The sequence below is a fragment of the Rhodobacter sp. 24-YEA-8 genome (assembly GCF_900105075.1).
GTDB lineage: Bacteria > Pseudomonadota > Alphaproteobacteria > Rhodobacterales > Rhodobacteraceae > Pseudogemmobacter.
This window is the reverse complement of the sequence record NZ_FNSK01000001.1, coordinates 910,029-936,206: the sequence shown is the minus strand read 5'-3', so window position 1 is coordinate 936,206 and position 26,178 is coordinate 910,029. Positions and strand designations below refer to the sequence as shown.

The 26,178-nt window shown below is 61.5% G+C and carries 30 protein-coding genes, 1 tRNA gene, 1 pseudogene and 2 riboswitches; of the genes and pseudogenes, 14 read left to right on the top strand and 18 right to left on the bottom strand.

The features are described 5' to 3' along the window. Positions 1-2: 2 nt before the first annotated feature. The 10 genes from BLW25_RS04705 to thiD are packed head-to-tail and all read right to left on the bottom strand — an operon-like array spanning position 3 to position 7,330. Positions 3-731, bottom strand: a complete 729-nt coding sequence (locus BLW25_RS04705) for an ABC transporter permease (protein WP_092901512.1) — start codon at positions 729-731, stop codon at positions 3-5. Then, the gene (locus tag BLW25_RS04700; RefSeq protein WP_092896794.1) at positions 731-1,420 is read right to left on the bottom strand and encodes an ABC transporter ATP-binding protein; all 690 of its coding nucleotides are present in this window, start codon (positions 1,418-1,420) and stop codon (positions 731-733) included. The genes BLW25_RS04705 and BLW25_RS04700 overlap by 1 nt, the downstream gene beginning before the upstream one ends. Then, on the bottom strand, positions 1,420-2,097 hold the full coding sequence (locus tag BLW25_RS04695; RefSeq protein WP_092896792.1) for a TenA family protein: 678 nt from the start codon (positions 2,095-2,097) through the stop codon (positions 1,420-1,422). Before BLW25_RS04695 ends, BLW25_RS04700 begins: the two co-directional genes overlap by 1 nt. Continuing rightward, a complete protein-coding gene (locus BLW25_RS04690) occupies positions 2,094-3,035 on the bottom strand; it encodes an ABC transporter substrate-binding protein (protein WP_092896790.1) in 942 nt (313 codons plus the stop codon). The genes BLW25_RS04695 and BLW25_RS04690 overlap by 4 nt, the downstream gene beginning before the upstream one ends. Then, positions 3,032-4,009: a HesA/MoeB/ThiF family protein gene (locus BLW25_RS04685; protein WP_092896788.1), complete on the bottom strand. Its 978-nt coding sequence runs from the start codon at positions 4,007-4,009 to the stop codon at positions 3,032-3,034. Before BLW25_RS04685 ends, BLW25_RS04690 begins: the two co-directional genes overlap by 4 nt. Next, positions 4,006-4,602 carry a thiamine phosphate synthase gene (locus BLW25_RS04680; protein WP_092896786.1) on the bottom strand — a complete coding sequence of 199 codons (597 nt, stop codon included), beginning with the start codon at positions 4,600-4,602 and terminating at the stop codon, positions 4,006-4,008. Before BLW25_RS04680 ends, BLW25_RS04685 begins: the two co-directional genes overlap by 4 nt. After that, positions 4,599-5,363, bottom strand: coding sequence for a thiazole synthase (locus tag BLW25_RS04675; RefSeq protein ID WP_092896784.1), 765 nt, complete (start codon positions 5,361-5,363; stop codon positions 4,599-4,601). The genes BLW25_RS04680 and BLW25_RS04675 overlap by 4 nt, the downstream gene beginning before the upstream one ends. 1 nt (position 5,364) lies before the next feature. Further along, positions 5,365-5,559 carry a sulfur carrier protein ThiS gene (gene thiS / locus BLW25_RS04670; protein ID WP_092896782.1) on the bottom strand — a complete coding sequence of 65 codons (195 nt, stop codon included), beginning with the start codon at positions 5,557-5,559 and terminating at the stop codon, positions 5,365-5,367. Continuing rightward, complete coding sequence (locus BLW25_RS04665) at positions 5,556-6,533, bottom strand: FAD-dependent oxidoreductase (RefSeq protein WP_092896780.1); 978 nt, start codon at positions 6,531-6,533, stop codon at positions 5,556-5,558. Before BLW25_RS04665 ends, thiS begins: the two co-directional genes overlap by 4 nt. Then, positions 6,530-7,330, bottom strand: a complete 801-nt coding sequence (gene thiD / locus BLW25_RS04660; RefSeq protein WP_092901509.1) for a bifunctional hydroxymethylpyrimidine kinase/phosphomethylpyrimidine kinase — start codon at positions 7,328-7,330, stop codon at positions 6,530-6,532. The genes BLW25_RS04665 and thiD overlap by 4 nt, the downstream gene beginning before the upstream one ends. A gap of 73 nt (positions 7,331-7,403) precedes the next feature. Beyond that, positions 7,404-7,510, bottom strand: a riboswitch (TPP riboswitch). Positions 7,511-7,650: 140 nt separating this feature from the next. Then, a riboswitch (cobalamin riboswitch) is annotated at positions 7,651-7,866 on the top strand. Positions 7,867-7,992: 126 nt separating this feature from the next. Here thiD and BLW25_RS04655 point away from each other — a divergent pair. The 12 genes from BLW25_RS04655 (at position 7,993) to BLW25_RS04600 (ending at position 18,552) form a co-directional block, all read left to right on the top strand. After that, entirely contained in the window at positions 7,993-9,243 is a 1,251-nt protein-coding gene (locus tag BLW25_RS04655) for an aromatic ring-hydroxylating oxygenase subunit alpha (RefSeq protein WP_092896778.1), read from the top strand. A 3-nt stretch (positions 9,244-9,246) separates the two neighbouring features. Then, on the top strand, positions 9,247-10,338 hold the full coding sequence (locus tag BLW25_RS04650; protein ID WP_092896776.1) for an FAD-binding oxidoreductase: 1,092 nt from the start codon (positions 9,247-9,249) through the stop codon (positions 10,336-10,338). A gap of 116 nt (positions 10,339-10,454) precedes the next feature. Further along, positions 10,455-10,889 carry a PaaI family thioesterase gene (locus BLW25_RS04645; protein WP_249495260.1) on the top strand — a complete coding sequence of 145 codons (435 nt, stop codon included), beginning with the start codon at positions 10,455-10,457 and terminating at the stop codon, positions 10,887-10,889. Positions 10,890-11,517: 628 nt separating this feature from the next. Next, positions 11,518-11,742 carry a glutaredoxin-like protein NrdH gene (nrdH, locus tag BLW25_RS04640; protein WP_092896774.1) on the top strand — a complete coding sequence of 75 codons (225 nt, stop codon included), beginning with the start codon at positions 11,518-11,520 and terminating at the stop codon, positions 11,740-11,742. Positions 11,743-11,752: 10 nt separating this feature from the next. Continuing rightward, on the top strand, positions 11,753-12,190 hold the full coding sequence (gene nrdI / locus BLW25_RS04635) for a class Ib ribonucleoside-diphosphate reductase assembly flavoprotein NrdI (RefSeq protein WP_092896772.1): 438 nt from the start codon (positions 11,753-11,755) through the stop codon (positions 12,188-12,190). Further along, entirely contained in the window at positions 12,172-14,298 is a 2,127-nt protein-coding gene (nrdE, locus tag BLW25_RS04630; RefSeq protein WP_092896770.1) for a class 1b ribonucleoside-diphosphate reductase subunit alpha, read from the top strand. Before nrdI ends, nrdE begins: the two co-directional genes overlap by 19 nt. 60 nt (positions 14,299-14,358) lie before the next feature. Continuing rightward, positions 14,359-15,351, top strand: a complete 993-nt coding sequence (gene nrdF, locus BLW25_RS04625) for a class 1b ribonucleoside-diphosphate reductase subunit beta (protein WP_253188210.1) — start codon at positions 14,359-14,361, stop codon at positions 15,349-15,351. 409 nt (positions 15,352-15,760) lie between these two features. Continuing rightward, on the top strand, positions 15,761-16,594 hold the full coding sequence (locus BLW25_RS04620; protein WP_092896766.1) for a phage major capsid protein: 834 nt from the start codon (positions 15,761-15,763) through the stop codon (positions 16,592-16,594). A gap of 90 nt (positions 16,595-16,684) precedes the next feature. Continuing rightward, positions 16,685-17,221, top strand: a complete 537-nt coding sequence (locus BLW25_RS04615) for a hypothetical protein (RefSeq protein ID WP_143040441.1) — start codon at positions 16,685-16,687, stop codon at positions 17,219-17,221. After that, positions 17,218-17,862, top strand: a complete 645-nt coding sequence (locus tag BLW25_RS04610; RefSeq protein ID WP_092896762.1) for a tail assembly protein — start codon at positions 17,218-17,220, stop codon at positions 17,860-17,862. Before BLW25_RS04615 ends, BLW25_RS04610 begins: the two co-directional genes overlap by 4 nt. A gap of 14 nt (positions 17,863-17,876) precedes the next feature. Further along, the gene (locus BLW25_RS04605) at positions 17,877-18,203 is read left to right on the top strand and encodes a spike base protein, RCAP_Rcc01079 family (RefSeq protein WP_092896760.1); all 327 of its coding nucleotides are present in this window, start codon (positions 17,877-17,879) and stop codon (positions 18,201-18,203) included. Then, positions 18,175-18,552 (top strand): HNH endonuclease, encoded by a 378-nt coding sequence (locus tag BLW25_RS04600; RefSeq protein ID WP_366267806.1) that lies wholly within the window; start codon positions 18,175-18,177, stop codon positions 18,550-18,552. Before BLW25_RS04605 ends, BLW25_RS04600 begins: the two co-directional genes overlap by 29 nt. On the opposite strand, the gene BLW25_RS23880 is transcribed toward BLW25_RS04600, so the two are convergent. The 4 genes and pseudogenes from BLW25_RS23880 to BLW25_RS04585 all read right to left on the bottom strand — a co-directional run bounded on the left by BLW25_RS23880 (position 18,544) and on the right by BLW25_RS04585 (position 21,424). Next, positions 18,544-19,011: a hypothetical protein gene (locus BLW25_RS23880; RefSeq protein WP_143040440.1), complete on the bottom strand. Its 468-nt coding sequence runs from the start codon at positions 19,009-19,011 to the stop codon at positions 18,544-18,546. The genes BLW25_RS04600 and BLW25_RS23880 overlap by 9 nt on opposite strands. A gap of 10 nt (positions 19,012-19,021) precedes the next feature. Next, positions 19,022-19,582 (bottom strand): AAA family ATPase, encoded by a 561-nt coding sequence (locus BLW25_RS04595; RefSeq protein WP_290438702.1) that lies wholly within the window; start codon positions 19,580-19,582, stop codon positions 19,022-19,024. A gap of 35 nt (positions 19,583-19,617) precedes the next feature. Continuing rightward, positions 19,618-20,387, bottom strand: a pseudogene (locus BLW25_RS04590) (IS5 family transposase). 164 nt (positions 20,388-20,551) lie between these two features. Further along, entirely contained in the window at positions 20,552-21,424 is an 873-nt protein-coding gene (locus BLW25_RS04585) for a hypothetical protein (RefSeq protein ID WP_171909476.1), read from the bottom strand. 57 nt (positions 21,425-21,481) lie between these two features. On the opposite strand from BLW25_RS04585, the gene BLW25_RS04580 reads away from it, so the two are divergent. Continuing rightward, entirely contained in the window at positions 21,482-22,456 is a 975-nt protein-coding gene (locus BLW25_RS04580; RefSeq protein ID WP_171909475.1) for a tyrosine-type recombinase/integrase, read from the top strand. Between the two features lie 40 nt (positions 22,457-22,496). Here the strand turns inward: BLW25_RS04580 and BLW25_RS04575 are convergent. From BLW25_RS04575 to pdxH, 4 genes are all read right to left on the bottom strand, one after another. Next, positions 22,497-22,573: transfer RNA gene (locus tag BLW25_RS04575), tRNA-Pro, on the bottom strand. 719 nt (positions 22,574-23,292) lie between these two features. Next, positions 23,293-23,766 carry a DUF192 domain-containing protein gene (locus BLW25_RS24880; protein WP_394328444.1) on the bottom strand — a complete coding sequence of 158 codons (474 nt, stop codon included), beginning with the start codon at positions 23,764-23,766 and terminating at the stop codon, positions 23,293-23,295. Positions 23,767-23,942: 176 nt separating this feature from the next. Continuing rightward, a complete protein-coding gene (locus tag BLW25_RS04565; RefSeq protein ID WP_092896749.1) occupies positions 23,943-24,488 on the bottom strand; it encodes a cold-shock protein in 546 nt (181 codons plus the stop codon). Between the two features lie 113 nt (positions 24,489-24,601). Then, entirely contained in the window at positions 24,602-25,240 is a 639-nt protein-coding gene (pdxH, locus tag BLW25_RS04560) for a pyridoxamine 5'-phosphate oxidase (RefSeq protein WP_092896747.1), read from the bottom strand. Positions 25,241-25,355: 115 nt separating this feature from the next. Here pdxH and fabI point away from each other — a divergent pair, with 115 nt between their 5' ends. After that, on the top strand, positions 25,356-26,177 hold the full coding sequence (gene fabI / locus BLW25_RS04555; protein WP_092896745.1) for an enoyl-ACP reductase FabI: 822 nt from the start codon (positions 25,356-25,358) through the stop codon (positions 26,175-26,177). The last annotated feature ends 1 nt before the right edge of the window (position 26,178 follow it).

Below are 26,178 nucleotides of genomic sequence, written 5' to 3'. Positions count from 1 at the left end.
TTTCAGCCGGCATAACGCTCCAGCCGGGCGGCAAGCTGCCCGGCGATCAGGCGCTGAAAACCCAGCGACAATGCGACGACCAGCGCGAGGCTTGCGAAGACAAGGTCGATCCGCATCCGGCCATTCGCATGCAGCATGACTGCGCCAAGCCCCTCTGATCCGCCGACCCATTCGCCGATCACCGCGCCCACCGGCGCCAGCACGGCGGCAAGCCGCAGCCCCGTGGCCAGATCCGGCAGCGCCGAAGGCAATCGGATCCGGATCAGCATCGCCCATCGCCCTGCCCCCATCACCCGCGCCAGATCCAGCCGCGCCTGGGGTACGCGGGTCAGCCCGTCATGAAAGGCGCTTGCGACCGGGAAGAATGTCACCAGCGCCACCACCGCCAGTTTCGGCGCCATGCCATATCCCAGCCAGAGCGTCAGGATCGGCGCCAGCGCGAAAATCGGGATGGTTTGCGAGACCACGACCACCGGGCCAAGCCAGCGCCGCAGCCGCCCGGACGCCGCCATCTGCAGCGCGAGCCCGCACCCGATCACCGCGCCAAGCGCGAAACCCGCAAGGGTCTCGGTCAGCGTTTTCAGGAAAGCTGTCGCAAGTACCCCCTGATGGGTCCAGAGCGCCCGGGCCACCGCCCCTGGTGACGGCAGCAGAAAGGGCGGCAGGCCGGTGGCAAGGATCACCCCCTGCCAGAGCGCCAGCAGAACCAGAACGGTAACAGAAATCCGGATCATGCCAGCGCCACCAGCCGCCGGGTCAGCGCAGTCGCGGCATTCTGAACCTCTGGCGCGTCGCTCGGACGCGGTGTCCGACCTGCGGGGGCTGCGATGTCCTCAAGACCCGCCGGCGTCATCAGAAGGATCCGGTTCGCGAGCCGTGCGGCCTCGACCGGATCATGGCTGATCATCATCACGGTCCGGTCGCGCAACAGGCGCGCCGCAAGATCCTGCATCCGGAGCCTCAGCCCGATATCCAGCGCCGAAAACGGCTCATCCAGCAGCACAAGCGGCCGGTCCTCCATCAAAACCCGTGCCAGTGCCACCCGCTGCCGCTGCCCGCCCGAGAGCTCGGCCGGACGCTTTGCCGCATGGGGGGCAAGGCCGGTCTGTTCCAGCACTGACGCGAGCCGCGCGCGGTCCGGCGTCTCGCGGCGCAGCGTGGCGCCCAGCGTGATATTCGCCGCCACCGTGGCCCAGGGCATCAGCCCCGGATCCTGTGCCATCAGCGCGACCGGCATGCGGCCGGTGATCTGACCGCGAAACTCCGCTCCGACCGGAAGTCCGCCGATCAGCCGCAAAAGCGTGGTCTTGCCCACGCCCGACGGGCCAAGCAGCACCAGCCATTCGCCCGCCGCCAGCTCCAGCCGCAAGGGCGGGAAAAGGCGCTCGCGGCCGATCCAGGCCTCGCCTGAAAGCTGCATCACGCAAGGCCCGCGCGCCAGAACCCGGCCTCAAGCCGCGTGGCAACACGGAAATGGCGCTCGAGCTGGCGCCAGCGCGGCAGGGTCTGCGCGGCCTCGCCCAGGCGGTCGCGGATGGCCATGTCAAAAAGCGCCCCCGCCTCGCGGCAGATCTGCTGATAGGTTTCGCCGCCATAGGTTTCGATCCAGTCACGATAGGGCGTTTCACCGGCGGTTGCGATCAGCCGCGCGCCGATCTCGCCATAGCCCAGCACGCAAGGCAGCAGCGCCGCCAGCAGATCGAGGAAATCGCCACTCAGCCCGGCATCCAGCACATACCGGGTATAGGCCAGATTGCCGGTCGCCTCCTCGGTGGCGGCAAGATCTGCCGCCGATATTCCCGCCGCAGCGCAGAGCCGGATATGCAGCGCCATCTCGTGATGCAGAAGGCCATGGACCGTCGCGCTGGCCGCCTGCATCTCGGCCAGATTGCCGGCCTTGACCACTGCAAGCGACCAGGCCCGGGCGAAATGGATCAGGAAAACATAATCTTGGCGCAGATAGCTGAGAAAATCGGCGCGCGGCAGCGAGCCATCGTGCAGCGCGTCGAGAAACGCGTGCCGCGTATAGGCGTTCCAGTCATCGGGACAGGCGCTTCGCAGGGCAGCAAATCCGGCTCCGTAATCAGCGGCGCTCATTCTGCCGCCCCCGGATCAACCGCCAGTTTCGAAACCGGCAAAAGCGTGTCCGTCAGGCCCGATTGCAGCAAAAACGCCTCGAACCTGGCATAGCGCCCATGATCCAGCGCCGCCGGAGAATGGGCAAAACGCGGCAATGTAGCGGCCCATGCTTCGGTGTTGAGCGGGTCGGAAAGGTCCGGCGCGGTGGCGGCAAAAGCCTCGAATGCGGCATCGGGATGGTTGATCATATAGGCCGTCGCACGCTCGATCGCGGTCAGGAAGCGGGTCACGCGGTCCTGGTCAAACCCGGTATGGGCCACGAAGATCAGCTCATCATATGCAGGGATCCCGGCCTCTTCGGGGTAGAAACAGCGCCCGTTGCCACCGGCAAGCCGCATCTGTGTCATTTCAAAATTGCGAAACGCCCCGATCACCGCGTCGACCTGACCGGTCAGGAGCGACGGCGTCAGCGACCAGTTCACATTGACCATTTCGACATCCCCCGCCGTCAGCCCGGCGCTGGCCAGCATCCCCGACAGCAGCGCGGATTCGACGCCCGAAACCGAATAGCCGATTCGCTTTCCCCTGAGATCGCCAAGGCTCTGCACCGGCCCGTCTGCCGCCACCATCAGGCAATTGAGCGGGGTCGCGACCAGGGTGCCGACACGGACCAGCGGCAGCCCTTCATGAACCTGGAGATGCAGCTGCGGCTGATAGGAGACCGCCAGATCGGCCTGGCCCGCCGCGACCAGTTTCGGAGGCTCCGTCGGGTCGGCAGGCGCGATGATCTCAACCTCAAGCCCCTGCTCTTTGAAAAAGCCCTTTTCCCGGGCGATGATCACCGGGCCATGGTCGGGGTTCACATACCAGTCAAGGATCAGGGTCATACGGTCGTCTGCCCGGGCGGGTCCGGTCAGCGCGATACCGGCCAGCAGGGCCAGGGCGAAACGGGTCATATCTCGGTCTCCGTCAGGGGCGGATCGGCGATCAGCACGATCTCATTGGGAAAAATCGGATGGAGTTGCGTCGCCGCGCGCCAGGCCCTGAGGCCGGAGCGGCAGGCGAGAACGATGCGCTCATGTGGCGCGGGCGTGGCCCCCGTGATCTGGTCAGGCGCGATGCGATGGGCCGCGGGGGTGACCGCGAGCGGCGCCTCGGCGCGGTCGCGCAGCTCGATCACGTAATCGCCGGGGCGGATCGCAGCCCTGGCGATGAAAGGGAAAGCCGTCTCCGGCTCGGGCGCGGTGTCAAAGCGAAAGCTGCTGAAGCGCCAGCCCGCCATGTCAAAGCGGATCAGCTGGCCAAGCGGCGATGGCATGATCCCCGCCAGATGCGCCAGCGCCATCTGCGCCATGACGGTGCCCAGCATCCCTACCACCGGGCCCAGCACACCGGCGCTGGCGCAGGTCGCAAGGGTTTCCGGCAGGTCGGGGAACACCGCCCTGAGCGAAGGCGCGCCCCCGCAAAACCCGCCGACATAGCCCGAAAGCCCCAGCGCCGAAGCCGAGATCAGCGGCTTCCGGGCGCGGTGGCACAGGTCAGACAGCAGATAGCTTGCCGCGAAACTATCGGCGCAATCGAGGATGAGATCGGCCGCCGCCACCAGGTCGGGTGCAGTTGCAGGATCGCAATGCGCCACAAGCGCCGTCACCTGACAGTCAGGGTTCAGGAGCCGCAGCGCAGTTGCCGCAAGTGCAGCCTTCGGCGCGCCGATACCACCCGCATAAAGCGGCTGTCGGTGAAGGTTGCTTTCCTCGGCCCGGTCCGGGTCGATCACGGTGATACGCCCGATACCGGCACCGGCCAGATATTGCAGCACCGGCACGCCCAGCCCCCCGGCCCCCACGACCAGCAGATGCGCCGCGGCGAAAGCCGCCTGCCCCCCGGCCCCGATCCCGGGCAGCAGGGTCTGGCGCGCATAGCGGCTCATCCCGTCACCCCGAGCCAGTGCCGCACCTGTGCCTCGGGGTCGGGGTTCAGTGTGATATCGGTCACCACTGAAACCAGATCCGCCCCGGCGGCAAAGGCCTCTGCCGCGCGCGCGGGGGTCAGACCGCCGATCGCCACCAGCGGGATATCCCCGATCCGGGCCTTCCAGTCGGCAAGCTTTTCCACCCCCTGCTGATGCCATTTCATCTGTTTCAGGATCGTCGGCCAGACCGGCCCCAGGGCGATGTAATCCGGGCCCAGCGCCAGCGCGCGCGCCAGTTCTTCTTCGTCATGGGTCGATATACCGAGCCGCAGCCCGGCCCGCCGGATCGCTACCAGATCGGCGGCATCAAGATCCTCCTGTCCGAGATGGATCCAGTCACAGCCTTCTTCAATTGCAAGCTGCCAGTGATCATTGACCACAAGGATGGCATCATGCGCGCGGCACAGGTCCAGCGCCTCGCGGATCTCACTGCGCGTCTCGTCAGCGCTGCGATCCTTGACACGCAGCTGCACCAGGCGGACCCCAAGCGGCAGCATCCGCGCCACCCAGGCAGCAGAATCGAAAATCGGATAGAAACGCGGCAGGGTCATGCGAGAAACGCCCTCCCCACCACGGGTGTCGAGGGCGCGGCCATATCGCGCGGTTCCATCGGCTGCGCGAGATAGGCCGCCCTGCCCGCCCGGATCGCCCCGGCCATGGCCCCGGCCATCCGCGCCGGATCACCGGCCTTGGCCACCGCCGTATTCAGAAGCACAGCATCAAAGCCCAGCTCCATCGCCCGCGCCGCATGGGAAGGCAGCCCGATCCCGGCATCGACCACCAGAACCTGATCGGGAAACTCTGCCCGCAGCACGCGCAGCCCATATTCGTTCATCAGCCCCCGCCCCGAGCCAATCGGCGCGCCCCAGGGCATCAGCACCTCACAACCGGCCTCGACCAGCCGCGCACAGACGCCAATATCCTCGGTCGTATAGGGAAAGACCTTGAACCCGTCGGCAATCAGGATGCGGGCGGCCTCTGCCAGTCCGAAGACATCGGGTTGCAGCGTATCGGTATGGCCGATCACCTCAAGCTTGATCCAGTCTGTCGCGAACAGCTCGCGCGCCATGTGGGCCGTGGTCACGGCCTCTTTCACCGTATGGCAGCCAGCGGTATTGGGCAGGATCTTCGCGCCCAGATCTGCCACAAGCGCGCGGAAGTCACCGCCATCTCGCTGTTCGCGGCGCAATGAGACGGTGGCGATCCCGGCCTCAGAGCTGCGAAACGCGTCTTCCAGGATCTTCGGCGAGGGATATTGTGCCGTGCCCAGCATCAGCGCGCTTTCAACAGCAGTTCCGTAGAATACCGGCATCTCAGCCCCCCTGCATGGCGGCGAGCACTTCGACACGGTCGCCCTCTTGTATTTCTGTTTCCAGCCGCGCGACTTTGGCGATGAAGACCTCATTCACCGCAGTCGCCACGGCTACGCCAAAGCCCTGTTCCTCAAGCAAAGCCGCCAGGGTGCGCGCCCCGGTCAGCCTTGCCTCTCCATTCACGAAAACTCTCATGTCCTCACCTCATCCATGAACTCGGGCTGTGCGCCGGTCTCGAGATGTTCCGCCACCATCCGCGCGCAGGCGGGCGAGAGGAGGAATCCGTGGCGGTAGAGACCATTGGCAAAGATTACATCGCCCCGCCGCCGGATCCGGGGCAGATTGTCGGGGAAAGCGGGGCGCGCATCGGCCCCGGTCGCGACCAGCTCGGCCTCGCCAAAACCGGGATGGATCGTCCAGGCCGCCGCCATCAGCTCCATCATCGACCGCAGCGTCACCTGGCCACGCCAGCCGCTTTCGATCATCGTGGCGCCCAGCATGAAATGCCCGTCGCCGCGCGGCACGATGTAAAGCGGGATGCGGGGATGCAGGAGGCGGACCGGGCGCGAAAGGCTCACGCCCTCGCAGCGGATCAACAGCATCTCACCGCGCACACCACGCAGGTCACTGAGACTGTCGCGCGCCGCGAGCCCCCGGCAGTCGATGGTCAGCGGCGCCTCTGACGGCTCGGGCGTCACCACGATCCCCCGGGCCGCGAGACGGCGGGCCAGTTCGCCAAGCGCCGCGCGCGGGGCCAGATGTGCTTCGGTTCTGAAGCAGAGCCCCTCGCGGAATCGGCCTTCCAGATCGGGTTCAAGCTGTGCGATCTCATCACCGCCAATGGTCTGATGTCCTTTGGTCAGCCGCGCAAAGCGCGCCAGATCGCCCCGGTCACGCGGATCGGCCAGAACCAGCGTCCCGGCCCCGGTGACCAGCCCGGTATGGGATTGCCACCAGGCGGCCGCGCCGGCCCCCAGCCGTTCGACCGGTTCCTCTGCCGATTCCGCCTCGCAATATGGCGCCAGCATACCGCCGGCCCACCAGGAACAGGCCTGCGGCCCGGGGCCTCCGGCAGGGTCCGAGATCGTGACCTCATGGCCGCGCGCCGTAAGTTCACTGGCCATCACAAGGCCCATGACACCGGCCCCGAGAATATGGACGCTGCTCATGATTGCGGCCAGAGCGCGTGGAAATGATGCACCGGCCCATGGCCGGATCCGACCTGCAGCGCATCCGCTGCCCGGATCGCCCCCTGGAGCCAGCGATGCGCCCGCGCCACCGCATCGGGGATTGTCATCCCCTGCGCCAGCCCTGCCGCAATCGCTGCGGCATAGCTGCACCCGGTGCCATGGGTATTTTTGGTCTGCTGGCGTTCTGCCGTGAAAACATGGGGTTCAGGGCCGATCAGCAGGTCGCGGCATTCTGCCCCCCCGGCATGACCGCCTTTCATCAACACCCAGGCCGGCCCAAGCGACAGGAGCGCGCGCCCCTGTATTTCCTGCACCCCATGGCTGCTGGCCTGGCTTTCGCCCAGAAGATCGGCCGCTTCGGGCAGGTTCGGGGTCAAAACCGTCGCAAGCGGCAAAAGCTCCTCGCGTAGCGCCGCGACTGCCTCGGCCGCGAGCAGCCGGTCGCCGGATTTCGCCACCATCACCGGATCAACCACCAGGGCCAGATTACGCCCCTTCAGCGCCGCCGCTACGGTCGAGACCAGTTCCGGATCGCCCAGCATCCCGATCTTCACCGCGCCCACGGCAAGATCATCGAACACCGCATCAAGCTGCGCCCGGACCATCTGCACCGGCAGGGCCATCACCGCTGTCACCGAGCGGGTGTTCTGCGCCGTGATCGCGGTGATCACGCTGGCCCCGTAAACGCGCATCGCCGCGAAACTTTTGAGATCGGCCTGGATCCCTGCGCCGCCGCCGGAATCAGACCCCGCTATGGTCAAAGCTATCGCCGTCATCATGCCCCCAATGACCGGCGAAAAGATTTGGGGAGACTGGCGTCCGGGCAAGCCGCAACGGGCCGCCAGAGACACGATCAGACCACCCGTTCCCTCCGCCGGTATGAACCGGATCAGGTTCGATGGGTTAGCCTTGCGGCCTCTCAGCCCCGGTTTCCCGGGACACCCCAACGAGTAAGTTGCCCAATCGTTAAGCGGAGCATTTTCGTTTGGCAACCGGCAAAATCCCGCTTTCAGCGCGAATGAGGCTGCTTACAGGGCCGCTGTCTGTTCCGCTTTGCGACATGTCGCAAACAGACAATCCCGGCCGCCGCACTGTGATCAATTCAGCCTCGCAAGGTGCCGCTGGCGACAGCGGAGAATTGGGAAGCCGGTGCGGTCCCGCAAGGGGTCAAAGCCGGCGCTGCCCCCGCAACGGTAGAGGCTGAGAGGCGCGACAAGGACCACTGGGCGGAGGAGCCCGGGAAGGTGTCGCGACCAGGGTTGAAAAGACCGCTCGCCAAGCCCGGAAACCAGCCTTGCACGAGATGTCGAGCCGCGGTGGGCGGCGAAGCGGCAACAGGCTCGCGGGTCCATCCCCGCGCGGGCCCTTCGCCGCCTGTTGTCCATCGCACGTCAAACCTGCCCGCGCAGCGCGCGCGGGCTAACGCGAAGGACAGCGAATGCTGAGCCAGTCCGAGACCCTTTCCCGCCTTCTGGCACGCCAGAGCGGCTATGCCTTAGAGCGCGATTTATATTGCGATCCCGGGGTGTTGGAGGCTGATCTTCAACATCTGTGGTATCGCGAATGGCTCTTTGCCATTCCGGGCTGCGAGCTGGAGAAACCCGGCGCCTTTGCCACGCTTCAGGTCGGCGCCTATCCGGTGGTGATCATCAAAGGCAAAGACAATCGCATCCGCGCTTTCCACAATGTCTGCCGCCATCGCGGTCAGCGGCTTTGCGCGAAGACCAATGGCTCGACGACGAACCTTGTCTGCCCCTATCACCAATGGACCTATGACCTCGAAGGCAAGCTCATTTTCGCCCGCGATATGGGCGAGGATTTCGACCCTTCGAAATTCGGGCTGAAGAAGGTGCACTGTGTCGATCTTGGCGGCATGGTCTTCATCTGTCTCGCCGATGTGCCCCCTTCCATTTCCGACCTCGCGCCGAAGCTGATGTCGTATCTGGCCCCCTCGGGGCTCGCGGATGCAAAGGTCGCTTTCAGCTCTACCATCGTCGAAAACGGCAACTGGAAGCTGGTGATCGAGAACAACCGCGAATGCTATCATTGCGGCGGCGCGCACCCGTCTTTGTGCCGGACCTATTCCGACAACCCGCGCATGACGGCAATGGAGGGACCCGATTCGGCCTCGCCCGACATCATCGAACACTGGAAACGCTGCGAGGCGGCCGGCCTGCCCTCGCGCTTCACCAACCATCCGCAGATGCAATGGCGGCTCGCCCGCATCCCGCTGCTCAACGGCGCCGAAAGCTATACGATGTCGACAAAGGCGGCGGTGGCGAAACGCATGGGCACCATGCCCTTCAACGATGCCGGCAGCCTTCTGTTCTTCCACTACCCGAACAGCTGGAACCATTTCCTTGGCGATCACGCCATCGTCTTCCGCATCCTGCCGATCAGCCCGACCGAGACGCAAGTGACCACCAACTGGCTGGTCCATAAGGATGCGGTCGAGGGCGTCGATTATGATCTCGAAACCCTGACCCGTGTCTGGCTCAACACCAATGACGAAGACCGCCAGGTGGTCGAAGAAAACCAGAAGGGCATTCTCTCGCCCGCCTATGAACCAGGGCCCTATTCCCCGATCCAGGAAGAAGGGGTGATGCAGTTCGTGGACTGGTATGCGGGCATCATGACGCAACGCCTTGGCCCTGTTTCCGGCACAGGCCCGGCACTGGCGGCGGAATAAATCATGGGAAGGCAACAGCTTAACTGGTCCGCGAAACCCTGGGATGATGCGGAGCATCTTGAATGCGCCATGGTCGTGCCCGAGACGCCGGATACTGCCACCTTCACCTTCCGCGCGCCCTCGGGCGCCTGGTTTGACTATCAGCCGGGCCAGTTCGTGACGCTCGACCTGCCGGTTGATCCGAAAAAGGGCGCGAAGGGCAATGTGCAGCGCACCTATACGATCTCGTCTTCGCCGTCGCGGCCGCTGTCGATCTCGGTCACGGTGAAAGCCCAGGCGACATCCATCGGCACGCGCTGGATGCTCGATCACCTGAAGCCGGGGATGAAGATCAAAGCTTACGGCCCGGCGGGGATTTTCAGCTCGCACCGGCATCCGGCAAAGAAATACCTCTTTATCTCGGCGGGATCAGGCATCACGCCGATGATGTCGATGACGACCTGGGCCTGGGATTCGGGCGAGATGCCCGACATCACCTTCGTCCATGCCGCGAAACGCCCGTCAGAGATCCTGCTGAAGAAACGGCTGGAAGGCTTTGCCGACCGCGTGCCGGGGCTGAAACTCCGGTTCACGGTTGAAGAGCCAGACCCGTTCCAGACCTGGTCCGGCTATCAGGGGCGCCTGTCGCAGATCATGCTGGGCCTGATGGCGCCGGATTATCTGGAGCGCGAGGTCTTCTGCTGCGGGCCGGAGCCCTTCATGCAGGCGGTGCGCGACATGCTGGTCTCGCTTGGCTTCGATATGGAACATTACCATCAGGAGAGCTTTGGCGCCCCGGTAAGTTCCGAAGCCGAGGCGCCGGTGATCGAAGATGTGATCCCGGATGCGGATGCCGGCGCGCAGATCACCTTTGCGGCGTCGAACGTCACCGCGCGCTGCTCCGAGACCGATACGGTGCTGGCCGTCGCGAAACGCTCGGGGCTCAATATCCCCTCGGGCTGCACCTTTGGCCTTTGCGGCACCTGCAAGGTGAAGAAAACCGCAGGTGATGTGCATATGGTCCATAATGGCGGCATCTCGGATGACGAGATTGCCGAGGGCTGGATCCTCGCCTGTTGCTCGAACCCGATGGGCAAGATCACGGTTGAGGTCTGAGAGCGGCGCGGCCTGACAGAAATCCTGACAGAAATGACGCATCGGCAGCCTTGCCGGTGCGTCTGAGACAGCTACTCTCCCCGCCGGGCACCGCGCGCAGATATGGGAGAACACCGATGACAAAACCGATCCTGATGGACAGAGCCGCGCTGAACGACTTTGTCACCCGCGATTTCGGCCAGGTGGCGGCGGATTTCACCGTCGATGCGGTGACAGATCAGGGCATAAGGCTGCGGCTGCAAGTGGCCGAACGCCATCTGCGCCCGGGCGGCACCGTATCCGGCCCCACGATGTTCGCCCTTGCCGATGTGGCAGTCTACCTTGCCATCCTGTCGAGGATCGGGCCGGTGGCGCTTGCGGTCACCACGGGATGTTCCATCGATTTCATGCGCAAGCCAGCCGCCGGGCGCGGGCTTTACTGCGATGTGCGGCTTTTGAAACTTGGCCGTGTGCTGGCGGTGGCCGATGCGCTGATCTTCTCGGACGGGGTCGAGGATCCGGTGGCTCGGGCGAATATGACCTATTCCATCCCGCCTGCCCCGGCTGCCTGAAACACCGCGAACCAGGACCTGCCACTCGGGACCTTCGAATCAATTTGATGACGGCCCGGCGGGCGCGACCGGCAGCTGCAGTGCCTTCCCCTGGGTCAACCGGCTTATCCCCAGAGATGTGCACCATTCTGTCCACGAAGCGGCCCGACCAGGGGGCGCCCCTGCTCCTGGATATTGTGCAAGGCGAAATATTGCGCAGCCCGGCTCTGTGGGTTTAGGGGCACACATTTCCGCCATGCGCCCACGGCAAAGCAACGATTTCCTCTGATTTCAGCAGCTTTTCAACTCTGAGTCGTTCCGGTCACGGCTGGCATTTCAATAACACAAGATGTTGACAGCAGGGCAAATCGGGGATCAATATGCAGATGTTCCGGGAGCAAACCTGCAGCCTGCGACGCGTCCGAAATCCGGGGAAACCGGGGCATTTCCGGGCGCAGCCAGCGGCAGGAACGGCCAGGGGAAACTCCGGGGGGAAACCTTCGGGAAGACCATAGCCGCGGCAGGATCCCAGGGCAAAGTGAAGGCAACAAAACCGTGCGACGGGCGCGAGAATATGACCCGGCGGAAGCTTTCCGCTGGCCGTTTCTCAGTGAACCGCAGCCACATGGGACAGTAGAAGGATCAGGCAATGACCATCACCGTTTACTCCAAACCCGCATGCGTTCAGTGCACCGCAACCACCCGTGCGCTCGACGCCAAAGGCTTGTCCTATTCCATCATCGATCTGACCGAAGATGCCGATGCGATGAATCGCGTCGTGGCACTCGGCTATCGCCAGGCCCCCGTCGTCATCGCCGGTGACGCCCATTGGGCTGGCTTTCGTCCCGATATGATCGGCCGCCTCGCCAGCTGAGGGGGTCTCCGTGCCCGGGCTCGTCTTTTTCTCTTCTGCCTCGGGCAATACCCTGCGTTTCGTCACGCGCCTGGAAGAAGTCAGCGCTGGCCGCTATGGCGCGGCGCTGCGTATCCCAATATCCCCGCAGGATCCTATGCCGGATCCGGGCGGGGATTTCGTTCTGATCTGCCCGACATTCGCCGATGGCGAGGGGCGTGGCGCGGTCCCGAAACAGGTGATCCGCTTTCTGAATGACCCTGAGCGGCGCGCCGGTCTGCGCGGAGTGATCGCCGGGGGCAACCGAAATTTCGGACAGACCTATGCCCTTGCGGGCCGGGTTATAGCTGCCAAATGCAATGTGCCGGTTCTCTACAGCTTCGAGCTGGCCGGCACGGAAACCGACATCGCCCGCGTCCGGCGCGGGCTTGATCTATTCTGGGGGATGGAATGCTCGACAATGGCGTGAAGCCGGCGCTGGACTACCATGCGCTGAACGCAATGCTGAACCTCTATGACGGGGAAGGCAAAATCCGCTTCGACGCCGACCGCATGGCGGCGAAGCAATATTTCCTGCAACATGTGAACCAGAACACGGTCTTCTTCCACAACCTGGATGAAAAACTGCGCTATCTGGTCGATGAGGGCTATTACGAGCCCGATGTGCTGGACCAGTATTCGCGCAATTTCCAGCGCCAGATCTGGGATGCGGCCTATGAGAAGAAGTTCCGTTTCCCGACCTTCCTCGGCGCGTTCAAATATTACACCAGCTACACGCTGAAGACCCGCGACGGTCAGCGCTTCCTTGAGCGTTACGAGGATCGCGTGGTCATGGTCGCGCTGGCGCTCGCGCGTGGCGATGAGGCGCTGGCGATGTCCTTCATGGACGAGATCCTTTCGGGCCGCTTCCAGCCCGCAACGCCGACCTTCCTGAACGCAGGAAAAATGTCGCGCGGCGAGCTGATCTCGTGCTTCCTGCTGCGGCTTGAAGACAATATGGAGTCGATTGGCCGTTCGATTAACTCCGCCCTGCAGCTGTCGAAACGCGGCGGTGGCGTGGCCTTGATGCTGACGAACCTGCGTGAGGCCGGAGCGCCGATCAAAGGGATCGAGAACCAGTCCTCGGGCGTCATTCCGGTGATGAAGCTCCTGGAGGATTCCTTCTCCTACGCGAACCAGCTGGGCGCGCGTCAGGGGGCGGGCGCGGTCTATCTGAACGCCCACCACCCCGATATCCTGCGTTTCCTCGACACCAAGCGCGAGAATGCCGACGAGAAAATCCGCATCAAGACGCTGTCGCTTGGCGTGGTGATCCCGGATGTCACGTTCGAGCTCGCGAAGAACAACGAGGATATGTATCTCTTCTCGCCGCATGATGTGCAGAAGGTCTACGGCGTCCCCTTCTCGGAAATCTCGGTCACCGAGAAATATGACGAGATGGTCGATGACAAGCGGATCAAGAAGAAGAAGATCAACGCGCGGGAATTCTTCCAGACCATCGCCGAGATCCAGTTCGAGAGCGGCTACCCTTACATCATGTTCGAAGACACGGTGAACAAGGCGAACCCGATCCACGGGCGCATCACCATGTCGAACCTCTGCTCGGAAATCCTGCAGGTGAACGAGGCGTCCACCTTCCACGAGGATCTGAGCTATGATCACCTTGGCACGGATATTTCCTGCAATCTCGGCTCGCTGAATATTGCGGCAGCAATGGACGGCCCGGATCTGGGCAAGACCGTCGAAGCGGCCGTGCGCGCCCTGACCGCCGTGTCGGAAATGTCGGCGATTGACTCGGTCCCGTCGATCCGCCGCGGCAATGATGAAAGCCATGCCATCGGGCTGGGCCAGATGAACCTGCATGGCTATCTGGCGCGTGAGCATGTGCATTACGGCTCGCCCGAAGGTGTCGAATTCACCAGCGTGTATTTTGCCGCTGTCGCCTATCACGCGATCCGCACCTCGAACCTGCTGGCGCGCGAGCATGGGCAGAGTTTCAAAGACTTCGACAAGTCGAAATATGCCGATGGCACTTTTTTTGACAAATATACCGGCCGCGACTGGCTGCCGGTGTCGGAGAAAGTCACCGAACTGTTTGAGGGTGTGACGCTGCCGACCCGTGAAGACTGGGAAGCGCTGAAAGCCGATGTCATGGCGAGCGGGCTTTACAACCGCAACCTCCAGGCCGTGCCGCCGACCGGGTCGATTTCGTATATCAACAACTCGACCTCTTCGATCCATCCGATCGTGGCGAAAATTGAGATCCGCAAGGAAGGCAAGATCGGGCGCGTCTATTACCCGGCGGCCTTCATGTCGAATGAGAACCTGGAATATTACCGCGATGCCTATGACATCGGGCCGGAAGCGATCATCGACACCTATGCGGCGGCGACGGAACATGTCGATCAGGGCCTGTCGCTGACGCTGTTCTTCCCGGCCGAGGCCACCACGCGCGACATCAACAAAGCGCAGATCTATGCCTGGAAGAAGGGCATCAAGACGATCTACTACATCCGCCTGCGCCAGACCGCGCTGGAAGGGACCGAAGTGCAGGGCTGCGTTTCCTGCACCCTGTGAGGTCTGGCTGAGCGCCGGGGGTTTCACACCCCCGGACCCCCGTGGGATATTTTTAGACAGATGAAAGGTTCTTCCCCGATGAAGGATCATGTGATGCCGAAAACGGTATTGAAAGCGATCAACTGGAACCGGCTGCAGGATGAAAAGGACCTCGAGGTCTGGAACCGGCTGACGGTGAATTTCTGGCTGCCCGAGAAAGTGCCGCTGTCGAATGATGTGCAGTCCTGGTCGACGCTGAGGCCCGAAGAGCGGGAGCTGACGATCCGGGTTTTCACCGGGCTGACGCTGCTGGATACGGTGCAGTCGTCGGTTGGGGCGATCTCGCTGATGCCCGATGTGGTGACGCAGCATGAAGAGGCCTGCCTGACGAATATCGCTTTTATGGAATCGGTCCATGCGCGGTCCTATTCCTCGATCTTTTCGACCTTGTGCTCGACCAAAGAGATTGACGATGCCTTCCGCTGGTCGGAAGAGAACCCGCATCTTCAGGCCAAGGCCCGGATCGTGCTGGAGAAATACAAGGCCGGGGAAGATCCGCTGAAGCGTAAGATCGCGAGCGTTTTCCTCGAGAGCTTCCTGTTCTATTCCGGCTTTTACCTGCCGATGTACTGGTCGAGCCGCGCGAAGCTGACAAATACCGCCGACCTGATCCGCCTGATCATCCGCGACGAGGCGGTGCATGGCTATTATATCGGCTACAAATACCAGCGCGGCCTGGAGAAGCTGACCGAAGCCAAGCGCGAAGAGCTGAAGGATTTCGCCTTTGCCCTGATGTTTGACCTTTACGAGATCGAGCAGCGTTATACCGAAGAGCTTTATGACGGCATCGGTCTGACCGAGGATGTGAAGGCCTTCCTGCATTACAACGCCAACAAGGCGCTGCAGAACCTTGGCTATGAGGCCTTGTTCCCGCCCTCGGTCTGCGAGGTCAATCCGGCGATTCTCGCGGCGCTGTCGCCTGACAGTGAAAACCATGACTTCTTCTCGGGCTCTGGTTCGAGCTATGTGATCGGCAAGGCGGTTGCCACTGAAGACGAAGACTGGGACTTCTGAGGCCACTCTCTCCGGATTGCCGCCCCCAGCCTGGCCCTCCCGGGATAGGCCGGGGCAGCGGTCCTTTGCCCCACGCCGATCTGGCGCGCGACCAGCGCCGCCTCATGCAGCACATCGACGTCGATGACACAGCTGGCATGGTCTGCGGCCAGATCTTGGCCGCGGCCGGGGCCATAGCGCCCCGCACCAACCGTGATGTTCCGGAACGCTGAGTGATCGGCTAGCAAATCACCGCTGTGCAAAGCACATCACTGCGGCGGTTCCGGCGCTCGACTCGGATTTGGAGATGGTCAGAGATGAGCGCTGAGGAAATTTCCCCCAAAGCCAGGATGAGCTCCCCCTCCCATGGATGAGAAGCTACTTCTGACCTGCCCCGGAAATCCACTCAGCCGGAAGTTCCCTCAGTCTGATGCAGCGTCTGTCCGGCCTTTGCTCTGCTCGCGACACTGGAGCGCCGCGATCCGGAGCTTCGCGCACGGGGGCCGGCTGGCTGCACCAGCCGACCAGCCACACCATCCTTCTGCCGAAACGGAACACCATCACCAATGCTGTTTGGGTGGGTGAAACCACCGCCCGCACCGCCTCGGAACCGACCTTCGGCCAATCCGAGTTCACGGTGAAGGAACTGGCGACCTATGTGGACCTGTCGCTGCGGATGCTGGAAGATTCCGCCAATGTGGAGGCCGAGGTCCGGCTTGCGCTGGCCGAGGACTTCGGCCTGAAAGAGGCCACGGCATTTGTTAACGGCGGCGTTGGTGCTGCATCCGCCATCGAACCGACCGGCTTTATGACCGCTGCGGGCATTGCCGAGACGAACAACGGCCATGCCACCACCTTGTCGCCGGATGCCCTTATCAACCTGTTCTATGCGATGCCCGCCACCTACCGGAACCGGGGTTCATGGGTGATGAACGGCACCACGCTGGCGACCGTGCGCAAGCTGAAAGACGGCAACGGCAACTATCTGTGGCAGCCGAGTTATCAGGCGGGCCAGCCGGAAACCATCCTCGGGCGTCCTGTCGTGGAAGCGCTGGACATGCCGAACGTGGTGGCTGCTGCAACGCCGATCATCTTTGGCGACTTCAAAGCGGGCTATCGCATCTATGACCGCGTGGCGCTCGACGTGATGCCCGACCTGCTGACGCAACGCATCACCGGCCTTGCCCGCTTCCATGCCCGCCGCCGTGTCGGTGCAGGCGTGGTCCGCACCGATGTGTTCCGCAAGCTGAAAATGGCTGCATAAGCCATGCCTTCGGCGCTGCAACCCGCTTCGGAAATCTCGCTGCAGATCGGCCCCCATACCGTGATGCTGCGGGCATCCCTGCGGGTGGCAGTGGCCCTTGAAAGCCTGCCGGGCGGTATCGCGTCCCTTTGGGATGGTATCGCCCGGCAAAAGATCACCACGATTTACGCGGTCATCCGCGCCGCCGCTGCCGATCGGCAGGGGGCAGAAATCGCCCTGGCGTATGCCGCTACCATCCCGCTTGTGCGCTATACCCCATTAGCACAAGCGGCCTGCCTCGCCCTGTTCGCTGCTATCCTTGCACCAGCGCAGGGCGAGGCAACCCCATCACCAGCGCCAGCATCCGACCCCATGCCGCTATCCCGGTTCTTCACCGAACTGTTCAGCCGCGCCACAAGCTGGCTGCACTGGCCCCCGTCCGAGGTCTGGAACGCTTCTGTGGCCGAGATCGTCACGGCGCTGGAAGCGCAAGCCGAACGCGAACTGCGCCTTGCTGGCATCCCATCCGACAAATCAGCCCCTGCCGGGAACTATACACCTGAGCGCCTGCGGCAGATCGAGGAACAGGATTTTGACCCTGCCTTTGACCGCGAAGGGCTGCGGGCATTGAAAGCGAGGCACCAATGAGAACGATACATCTTCACGGCAGCTTGGGCCGTGAGTTCGGCCATAAGATCAGGCTGGCGGTTGATACCGTCAAAGAGGCCATTGACGCCCTGCAAGCGAACTTCCCCAAGTTCTTCAATACCATCCGCAACGGCCATTTCCGGGTGATTGTCGGAAAGACCCAAAAGAACGGCATGGAACTGGATGAAGCCATGTTGCCGGGCTTCAAACTTGGCACCCAAGACCTGTTCATTGTCCCGGTTATCAAAGGTTCAAAACGCGGTGGCCTCGGCAAGATCATTGCAGGGGTTGCACTGATCGGGCTTGCCTCCCTCGGTGGCGCGGCCCTTGCTGCCCCGTTGTTCGCGGGCGGCAGTATGAGCATGGGTTCCATTGCAGGCGCTATGGGAGCCAGCCTCATGCTTACCGGCGTGGCGACCTTGCTGGCCCCGGAGCTGAAAGCCGAGGAAAACGAAAAGTCCTTCACCATGACCGGCCCGCAAAACACAACCCGCGAAGGGGGTATCATCCCTATTGCTTATGGTCGGGTTTGGACGGGTGGCACCATGATCAATGGGGCGCTGAGCATCCACAACCGCGAGGACATCGCCAGCAATGGCGGCATGATTGGAAAATTCCTCGGGAAGTCCACCACCAGTTAAGTAGCGAGTATCCAATGAGTAACGACCCGTTCCAAGGCCGCGCCCCCAGCGAAGGCGCGCCTTATGACAATGCCCTGACCGTCACCCCGAACGACACCGCTGACCTGCCGGTGATCCCTTCGGCAATCCATATCCCATATCTGGAACAGCCAGACGGCAGCGGCGTCATACAGGACGCAATGACACCGCGCCCGCTTCGGCTGGTGATGCAGAACGGTGAGGAACTGACCATCCTTGCCCAAGGCATGACGCTGGATTGCAAGCCGCTTTTCATCGCTTTGCGCCCCAAGCGGATTATGGCGACCGGCACGGATGCAGTCGCCGTCACCTTGCTCTGGTGACGTGATGCCAGCGCCGCCCCGTCTCTGTTCATGTGGTGCCATTATTCCGGCTGGTGAACTTTGCGCTTGCCAGCGTGATACCATCCGCGCCCGCAAGCGCCGGTATGATGCAACCCGCCCGAACAGCCGCCAGCGCGGCTATACGCGCCAGTGGGAAGCCCTACGGACCGAGTTCCTGCGCCTGCACCCGACTTGTGCGTTCTGCGGTGCTGGTGCCGAGGTTGTGGACCATATCCAGCGCCACCACGGCAACGTGGCGCTAGTGATGAACTGGAACAACCTGCAAGCCCTCTGCAAGCGCTGCCACGATTCCGAGAAGCAAAGATCCGAAAATAAAAGGCTAAGTTGAAATAAAGTGCTCTGCCTTTGATACCTCTATGCTGTGATTCTTCCTAAGATACTTAGAGACAGGACCTCCGTCTCGCTTGATCTGATCTTTCTTCTTGGAGGTGTAATTTTTTGCGGCAGGGTCAAATAGGTCTATGTCATTTGTTATTATCAGGTCTGCTCCTGAGCCAATGGCAATAGCTGGCCATTTCAAATCCTTTGCAGGAACTCCCATTTCTCGCAACTTCCTTTTTGCGCTGTCATCATGGATGCAATAAATAAATTTTCCGGTAATCAGCTGATCACTAATCCAATCTTGCAAATTGATACCTGCAACGGATGGCTTGCAGCAATCGTAGTATTCTTGCTCGGCCCGCTTATCTAAATCTATAGCAACAGAACCCTTTGTGAATGCGCAATTAATCATTTCGTGATAAGCACCTTCCTCTCCATTTAACCTCTCATCTTGAAAATGCTTCATGCAGTTTGCATCAATTACGGTTGGTGGCATCAATTTTTTTCACCCTTGCAACGGAGGCCTTGGCTAGTTCAAAAGATTCTGATTGTCGTTGAGGGAAGAATCCGCCCGGCCACTCGGGTTTAAATCTTCCAGATTCATCAAACTCTATCCGTGAAACGCTCTTCGTGCCATTGTCATCTCTTATGTAAAATATTCTCACAGCATCAGCATCAATGTCCCCTGCTGCGATGTGGCGAGCGACACGCAAAACCATGTTGTCGCTGTGAGTTTCAAGGAAAACCTGGGGTCCCTTATTTGCGACTCCAACAAAAAATGAACCCAGTTCAGCTTGGGCATTTGGATGCAGGTGAATTTCCGGCTCTTGAACAACTAGGGTCGAATGTCCAAAAGAAACTCTCCCGCTGGGCAACTTCTGCCTAATCATTGATTTTAAGCCAGAAACAAGAACCGGCAGCACTTGACTGCACCCAAACCCCACGTCAGCTATGTTGTGGTCTAGTCCATCACTACCCACTACCGCGATCTCAAAGTGCCTGTCCGTAAGATGTTTTACTTTGACGCCATTTGCTATGCCTGTTGCCTTTAGGGTCAGGACTCGTTATTGTTTTACAGCCAGAAGATGACGGTTGCGGCGAGCGCGATTGCTGAGAGGAACACCCTCGGGCACCTGTCGTATCGCGTTGCGACCCGCCGCCAGTCTTTCAGTCTGCCGAACATGATCTCGATCCGATTTCGGCGCTTGTAGCGGCGCCTGTCATATTTGACGGGCTTGCTCCGAGACTTCCTGCCCGGGATGCACGGCTTTATCCCCTTGTCTTTCAAGGCTTCTCTGAACCAGTCGGCATCGTATCCACGGTCTGCAAGCAGCCAGTCTGCCGATGGCAGGCCGCTCAATAACGCGGCGGCCCCAGTGTAATCACTGACCTGGCCTGCGGTCATGAAGAACCGGATGGGGCGTCCTGCGGTGTCGGTCACGGCGTGCAGTTTGGTGTTCATCCCGCCTTTGGTTCGACCGATTGCCCGCCCCCGTCTGTCGTCTGCCCCCCCTTTTTTATCCGCAGGCTGGATGCCGTGCGATGCGCCTTCAAATATGTGGCATCGATCATCACCGTCTTCGGAACAGCCGCCTCTGCCGCCAGGCCGTGCATCATGCAGGCGAAGATACCCCTGTCACTCCAGCGCTTCCAACGATTGTAGAGGGTCTTCGCAGGACCATATTCCTTAGGGGCATCTCTCCACCGCAAGCCATTGCGATTGATGAATATAATTCCACTCAAAACACGCCGGTCATCAACACGAGGCTTCCCGTGGCTCTTGGGGAAGAAGGGCGCCAGACGCGCCATCTGCGCCTCAGTCAGCCAAAATAGGTTGCTCATCCATCGATCTCCTTGACGAGCCTGAATCATGCTGAAAGCACAAGATCAATGGGTCCTGACCCTAGACGGCCGGCGCGACAATCGAAGAGACCGCCGGCTCCACGCGGGCGGCGGCAGTCGGCGCGGGCGAGCCACGCCACAGGTCCAACAGGCCCATGAACACCTCAGATCATCAGAATGCCGCGCGACTCGTAGACCGATGGTCCACCAGACGCCGCAGGGTTGAGAAACATCAGCATCGCGGCATCCAGAGCGGCCATAAGCGGGTCAATCTTGCCCGCGCCCGAGGCTTCCTTGGTCACCATATAATTGTTGCGGACCAACTCCTGCTTCGCATTGCCAACCGACCAGTTCAGGAGCGGCTGATTGCCGTGCAGCAGGCGTTTCGACTCCAGCTTCAGAGGCAGGGTCTGGTGCGCAGTCTGCAAGGCCCACCCCTGCTTGACAGCCTGCACCAGAGGATCGGTCATCTCTAACGCGGTCAGAGCGTCGAACAGCAGCGCGATGCCGGCGCTGTCGAGGCCGATCCCCGACGCCTCCGGCAGCTTTCCTGCCGCCCAGATCCGGGCGCAGATCGCCGCTGCCTCTGCGGCCTGTTCCTCGCCGGTCGCTACAACCTTCAGATCCCCATCTGCTTCGAAATCACGCAGCTGAGGCGCAATCTTCGGCCGTTGTTCGAAAACCGATGGTCGCGCCCAGGCACGAACCCAGAGTAGCCAGACCTTATCCACCTTGCGGCGTCCGAGAACTGCGAGGGCCGCAAGGTCGTCTGCACCGCCCCAGTCAACCCCGATGGTGCAAACCTCACTCTGCTCGAGCAGCTCATCGAGGGTCAGCCCCTCGCACACCGCCTCTTCCCAATGCATCGCCCCTGACCATGCCGAGCCGCCCAGACCAACGCCAATCTCGATGTTGAGATGCTGACTGGCCCAGATCTGCTCCGCCTCTTTCGAGACCTTGAAGGCGCTGTTGGTGGTCGGCGCTGGTTTGGCAGTCGTCGGGCTCGCCCTGGTCGCAGGCCATGCGGTGCTGACCACCCTCCTCAACCTCACCTTCCCCGGCACCCCGCCGGGATGCTGCTGAAAGGATCCGGCATGGACGGCGATACGCGCATGACCATCCGGGCTGGCGGAGAGGAAGCCCAAACGACGATGGGCGCCGTCGCCGGGATCAACAAGGCCCTCGACAAGGCCTCCCGGAAATCGAAGCGCACACCAATGAAGGAAACCGAGGCCGACAAGAAGGTGACCACCCAAAAGGATATGCGCAACAGTTTCTTTCATCCCAAAAACGGGATTGATACCAAATTTGGCAAGATCGACGCGGACGCCTTTGACGACCCTCGAATTCGACGCAAGGTCCTGGAGTGGCGCGACAAGATCGGCGGCAAAGTCGGAGATGACCGACTGCGCCACCTGCAGCGTCTGGTAAAGTTCGGAATCGACCGCGCAATGATACTGCAGAATCATCTGCGGGATATCCCCGCCCTGTATTCGTCAGATCGCGCGGAGATTATGTGGAGCGAGGCCGAGATCGACGACTTCGTAGCCGGTGCACCACCCCAAGTGGGCAGGATTCTGATTGTAGCAACCGAGACCGGCCTGCGGCCGGGCGATCTGGTCCGCCTTACGCGTGATGACATATTACCCACACCGCATGGCCGCAGGATTGTACTGCGGACCCGCAAACGAGGCCGACTGGCATCGATCCCAGTAACGCCGCGCCTGGCGGCATTGATCGATGATATGCCGAAGCATCAGACCTACCTCATCATCAACAAGGGGGGCGAGGCCTACAGCCACGAAAACTACCTGGGTGATTCTGTCAGTGAATGGCGAGACAAGCTCAAGATGAGGAAGGAGCTCCGCCTTTACGACGCGCGAGGAACGGCCGCCACCCGGCTTCTGGCTGCCGGCGCAGAACTCAAAGAGATCGCGGTTGCGATGGGATGGTCCATCAAACATGCGGCGGAGGTTATCGAAAACTACGTCGCGCTGTCACCGCAAATGGCAGACGGAATTGGCGACAAGCTGGCCCGCCTTCGGGACACAACCGGAACAAAGCTGTAAAATGTGGTGTAAAATCTGCACCTGCAAACCTGCTAAGTGCTGGTCGGGGCGGAGAGATTCGAACTCCCGACCTACGGTACCCAAAACCGTCGCGCTACCAGACTGCGCTACGCCCCGAACTGGCAGTCAGATAGCTGTTTCCCACCGGCAGGGAAAGCCCCGTTTGCAATAAAAATGCGCTTTGCACCATCGGCTTCCGATCTGTGGCGCAAATCACGGAACAGGAAGCCTGACGGCCCCACCTCTTTACCCGAAATAACCGGCACAGAAAGCTCTGCACGCACCTGTTGGTCGCCTGTTCATACGGCAATACGCGAAGACCTTCACTTCCCGCACCACCAAGCGAGATCGCCATATAAGATGCTGAATATAAAAAATAATACCGCCCGCGCGGGGCCTTCTTCATGCTGCCGGAGCCCCGGCGGGCAACCGATTCAGTCCGGCGCTGAGTACGTTGTTTTTTACTATGTCAGAAATTCGGCCAGATCATCTGACCCGGCTGCCGGGTTTGGCAGCGCCGGGGGCGGGCCTGTGCTGCGCTCTGACAATTGCCTTCGCCACCGGGCCCGAACAGAGGGCGCCTTCACTCTCCGGACCTGCAGCGGAAAGCCCGCGCCGGTCGCGGCTTCACGGCACCGACAGAACAGCGCCCTCATCACTTCCGCTTCGACGGGCGGCCGCAGGTGGCTTGGGGCCAGATCCGGATCTGCAATACCCTGCCGTCCGGATCGGGCTGATCTCGCATTCTAGCCGGCAGCGTCACTCAGATTTCAAGGCAGGGCCGCAGATAGCGCCGTTACGCGCGAGGCAAAGACGGGGCCGAGGCTGCGACATGGTCAGCGACAGGGCCAGGCACCCGCGCTGATCAGCGGATGGCGCATCTCACTGCCCGGAACGATTCCGGTTTTCTTTGCCAGCCCGCCATTGATCTCGAGCACGTAGAGAACATTGTCACCGCCCGGAATCGGCGTCTCATCGCCCGGGACGGCGTTTTCATGCACCACCGTCACCCGCCCCCGTGAATCGGCGAAAATGATGTCGAGCGGGATCAGCGTGTTCTTCATCCAGAACTCGGCGCGACGCGGTGTCTCATAGATGAAGAGCATCCCTGCCTCGGGCGCGAGGCTTTCGCGATACATCAGACCCTGAGCGCGGCTGGCAGCCGTATCGGCGATTTCGACGGAAAAGCTCTGGGGTTCCCCCTGCCCTGCTTTCGCGGGCGGGCGCAGGTCGATGCGTGACAGGGAACAGGTTTGCGCCGCCTGTGCCGCGCCGGCAAAGGGCAGGCCTGGCACAGCCACACCGCTCAGGATCACCCCGGCCAGGATGGCCGAAAGCAGCGCACGAGCGTTCCCGCGCGGCCTGCGACCAGACACGCAGTACTCCGGCGCTGCAGCCAGAGTGCTGTCCGAATTTTCCAGGGATTTATGTGTAGTTTGCGACAAGACCAGACAGCAGGGCGGCAGCACCGCCACCGCCCGCGCCATCATTCGGCTTCGCCCGTCTGGGCGACGATTGCACGTTCCCAACTCAGCACCTGCACTGCCATTCTGCCACGCCGGCCCTCAATCACCTTGAGCGCCACCGCCTCGCCTGACATCAGATCCGCAAAACCCGAGACCCGCAAGACCTCGACATGGATGAATATGTCTTCCGCCCGCCCGAAAGCATTGGCGAAGCCAAATCCCTTGGCTTTGTCGAACCATTTTACACGTGCAGGCTCCATCGGCAGAACAGATAAATCCGCTGCCGAAAGCTCACCCGCCAGTTCCCCCAGGGGCACAACAGGCCCTTCCGGAGGTTCAATCGCAAGAACTTCAACCGCTTGTACACCGCGTGGTGTAGTCTGGATCCGTACGGTGACTCCTGCTCCATCCGCGACTGAACTCTGCCCGAAGTTGCGCAGAACATTCGCGTGCAACAGGATATCGGCATTGGTAATATCGCTGACGATGAAGCCAAAGCCTTTAGCCGGATCAAACCACTTCACCCGGCCCTGCAACACCTGCGTGGCCTTCTCTTCTTCAGTCATAACAAGGACTATCTCCCCAGATTAAGCCCTTTTCGGTTGATGAAGGCTTAACCCCGCCTGATCAAGAGGAAATCGTATGATCCGACAGAATTGTTTACCTTTTTCTGCACTTATCAGGGGTTGAGCCGCAGGACTGTCCAATCGCCCGAACCGCTTGCAACCCTTTCGCTGCCCTCCACGTCATCGCCCCCGATACGGCTCCAGCGGAACCGGTCATGCAGGCGGAAAGCGCCATCTGCCCAGAACTCGATCTCCAGCGGCGTGATGCGAAATCCGCCCCAGAATGGCGGCCGCGACGGAATCGGCCCTTTCGTCACGGTAACTTTTGCCACTTCGGCCATCAGCGCCTCACGCGAGGACAAGGGCTGTGATTGCCGGCTGGCCCAGGCGCCAAGCCGGCTCGTCAGGCTGCGGCTCCGGTAATAGTCATCGGCGACCCGGCCTTCCTCGCGCGTGACCGTGCCGCGCACGCGGATCTGCCGGCGCAGGCTTTTCCAGTGCAGAACGAAAGCCGCCTTGCCCGAAGCCTCGATCTCGCGCCCCTTCACCGAAGTATAATTTGTATAAAAGACAAAGGATTCGGCCGCGATTTCCTTCAGCAACACCATGCGCACATCCGGAAGCCCCGCCTCGTCCACCGTCGCCAGCGCAATCGCATTCGGATCATTCATTTCTGAAGCTTCGGCTTCGGCCAGCCAGCTGCGCGCGATCGCAAAAGGATCGTCGCCTTTGAATATTCCGGTCCGTTCCATCGATGCCCGCTCCTGTTCTTACGTCAACGGTAACGGTCTCCCGCCCTTGCGGCAGACCGCCTTTCCGCCTAAACGTCAACGCTATCAAACCGTAAAGGTGTGCGAGGGACCAGGAATGTCAACCGGACTGATGGCTGGCAAACGCGGGCTGATCATGGGCCTTGCCAATGACAAATCGATTGCCTGGGGCGTGGCCCAGGCACTGGCAGGAGCGGGCGCCGAACTTGCCTTCTCTTATCAGGGTGAAGCGCTTAAAAAACGGGTTGAGCCACTGGCTTCCAGCCTGGGTGAGCCGCTTCTGTTCGAATGTGATGTGGCAAGCGAAGAATCGCTCGATGCTTTGTTCGACGGGCTTAAGGCAAAATGGGGCACGATTGATTTCGTGGTTCATGCCATTGGCTTTTCCGACAAGAACGAATTGCGCGGGCGTTATGCCGATACAAGCCGCGCCAATTTCGCAATGTCGATGGATATTTCGGTCTACAGCTTTACCGCTGTGGCCCGGCGCGCAGGCGCAATGATGGGACGGGGCGGCGCGATGCTGACCCTCACCTATTACGGCGCCGAAAAGGTGATGCCGCATTACAATGTGATGGGCGTGGCCAAAGCGGCGCTGGAGGCATCGGTGAAATATCTGGCCGAAGATTTCGGCCGTGACGGGATCCGCGTCAATGCGATCTCGGCCGGTCCGATCAAGACGCTGGCGGCTTCCGGCATTGGCGATTTCCGTTATATCCTGAAATGGAACGAGCTGAATTCGCCCCTGCGCCGCAATGTGACCCAGGAAGAGGTCGGGAAATCCGCGCTCTATCTGTTGTCGGATCTGGGCAGCGGCACCACGGGCGAGAACCTGCATGTCGATGCGGGCTATCATGTCGTCGGCATGAAGGCGATTGATGCCCCCGATATCGACGTTGTGACCGGCAAGAAGGACTGAG

Bases quoted from the DNA above. Each gene is read 5' to 3' on its own strand.
- fabI (WP_092896745.1), top strand. From the start codon at position 25,356: ATGTCAACCGGACTGATGGCTGGCAAACGCGGGCTGATCATGGGCCTT.
- BLW25_RS04600 (WP_366267806.1), top strand. From the start codon at position 18,175: ATGCAGTCGCCGTCACCTTGCTCTGGTGACGTGATGCCAGCGCCGCCC.
- BLW25_RS04580 (WP_171909475.1), top strand. From the start codon at position 21,482: ATGGACGGCGATACGCGCATGACCATCCGGGCTGGCGGAGAGGAAGCC.
- thiS (WP_092896782.1), bottom strand. From the start codon at position 5,559: ATGAGAGTTTTCGTGAATGGAGAGGCAAGGCTGACCGGGGCGCGCACC.
- BLW25_RS04565 (WP_092896749.1), bottom strand. From the start codon at position 24,488: ATGACTGAAGAAGAGAAGGCCACGCAGGTGTTGCAGGGCCGGGTGAAG.
- BLW25_RS04650 (WP_092896776.1), top strand. From the start codon at position 9,247: ATGGGAAGGCAACAGCTTAACTGGTCCGCGAAACCCTGGGATGATGCG.
- pdxH (WP_092896747.1), bottom strand. From the start codon at position 25,240: ATGGAACGGACCGGAATATTCAAAGGCGACGATCCTTTTGCGATCGCG.
- BLW25_RS23880 (WP_143040440.1), bottom strand. From the start codon at position 19,011: ATGAAGCATTTTCAAGATGAGAGGTTAAATGGAGAGGAAGGTGCTTAT.
- BLW25_RS04645 (WP_249495260.1), top strand. From the start codon at position 10,455: ATGACAAAACCGATCCTGATGGACAGAGCCGCGCTGAACGACTTTGTC.
- BLW25_RS04610 (WP_092896762.1), top strand. From the start codon at position 17,218: ATGAGAACGATACATCTTCACGGCAGCTTGGGCCGTGAGTTCGGCCAT.
- nrdE (WP_092896770.1), top strand. From the start codon at position 12,172: ATGCTCGACAATGGCGTGAAGCCGGCGCTGGACTACCATGCGCTGAAC.
- BLW25_RS04685 (WP_092896788.1), bottom strand. From the start codon at position 4,009: ATGAGCCGCTATGCGCGCCAGACCCTGCTGCCCGGGATCGGGGCCGGG.
- BLW25_RS04665 (WP_092896780.1), bottom strand. From the start codon at position 6,533: ATGAGCAGCGTCCATATTCTCGGGGCCGGTGTCATGGGCCTTGTGATG.
- BLW25_RS04690 (WP_092896790.1), bottom strand. From the start codon at position 3,035: ATGACCCGTTTCGCCCTGGCCCTGCTGGCCGGTATCGCGCTGACCGGA.
- thiD (WP_092901509.1), bottom strand. From the start codon at position 7,330: ATGACGGCGATAGCTTTGACCATAGCGGGGTCTGATTCCGGCGGCGGC.
- BLW25_RS04680 (WP_092896786.1), bottom strand. From the start codon at position 4,602: ATGACCCTGCCGCGTTTCTATCCGATTTTCGATTCTGCTGCCTGGGTG.
- BLW25_RS04605 (WP_092896760.1), top strand. From the start codon at position 17,877: ATGAGTAACGACCCGTTCCAAGGCCGCGCCCCCAGCGAAGGCGCGCCT.
- BLW25_RS04675 (WP_092896784.1), bottom strand. From the start codon at position 5,363: ATGCCGGTATTCTACGGAACTGCTGTTGAAAGCGCGCTGATGCTGGGC.
- BLW25_RS04695 (WP_092896792.1), bottom strand. From the start codon at position 2,097: ATGAGCGCCGCTGATTACGGAGCCGGATTTGCTGCCCTGCGAAGCGCC.
- BLW25_RS04700 (WP_092896794.1), bottom strand. From the start codon at position 1,420: ATGCAGCTTTCAGGCGAGGCCTGGATCGGCCGCGAGCGCCTTTTCCCG.
- nrdH (WP_092896774.1), top strand. From the start codon at position 11,518: ATGACCATCACCGTTTACTCCAAACCCGCATGCGTTCAGTGCACCGCA.
- BLW25_RS04620 (WP_092896766.1), top strand. From the start codon at position 15,761: ATGCAGCGTCTGTCCGGCCTTTGCTCTGCTCGCGACACTGGAGCGCCG.
- nrdF (WP_253188210.1), top strand. From the start codon at position 14,359: ATGAAAGGTTCTTCCCCGATGAAGGATCATGTGATGCCGAAAACGGTA.
- BLW25_RS04655 (WP_092896778.1), top strand. From the start codon at position 7,993: ATGCTGAGCCAGTCCGAGACCCTTTCCCGCCTTCTGGCACGCCAGAGC.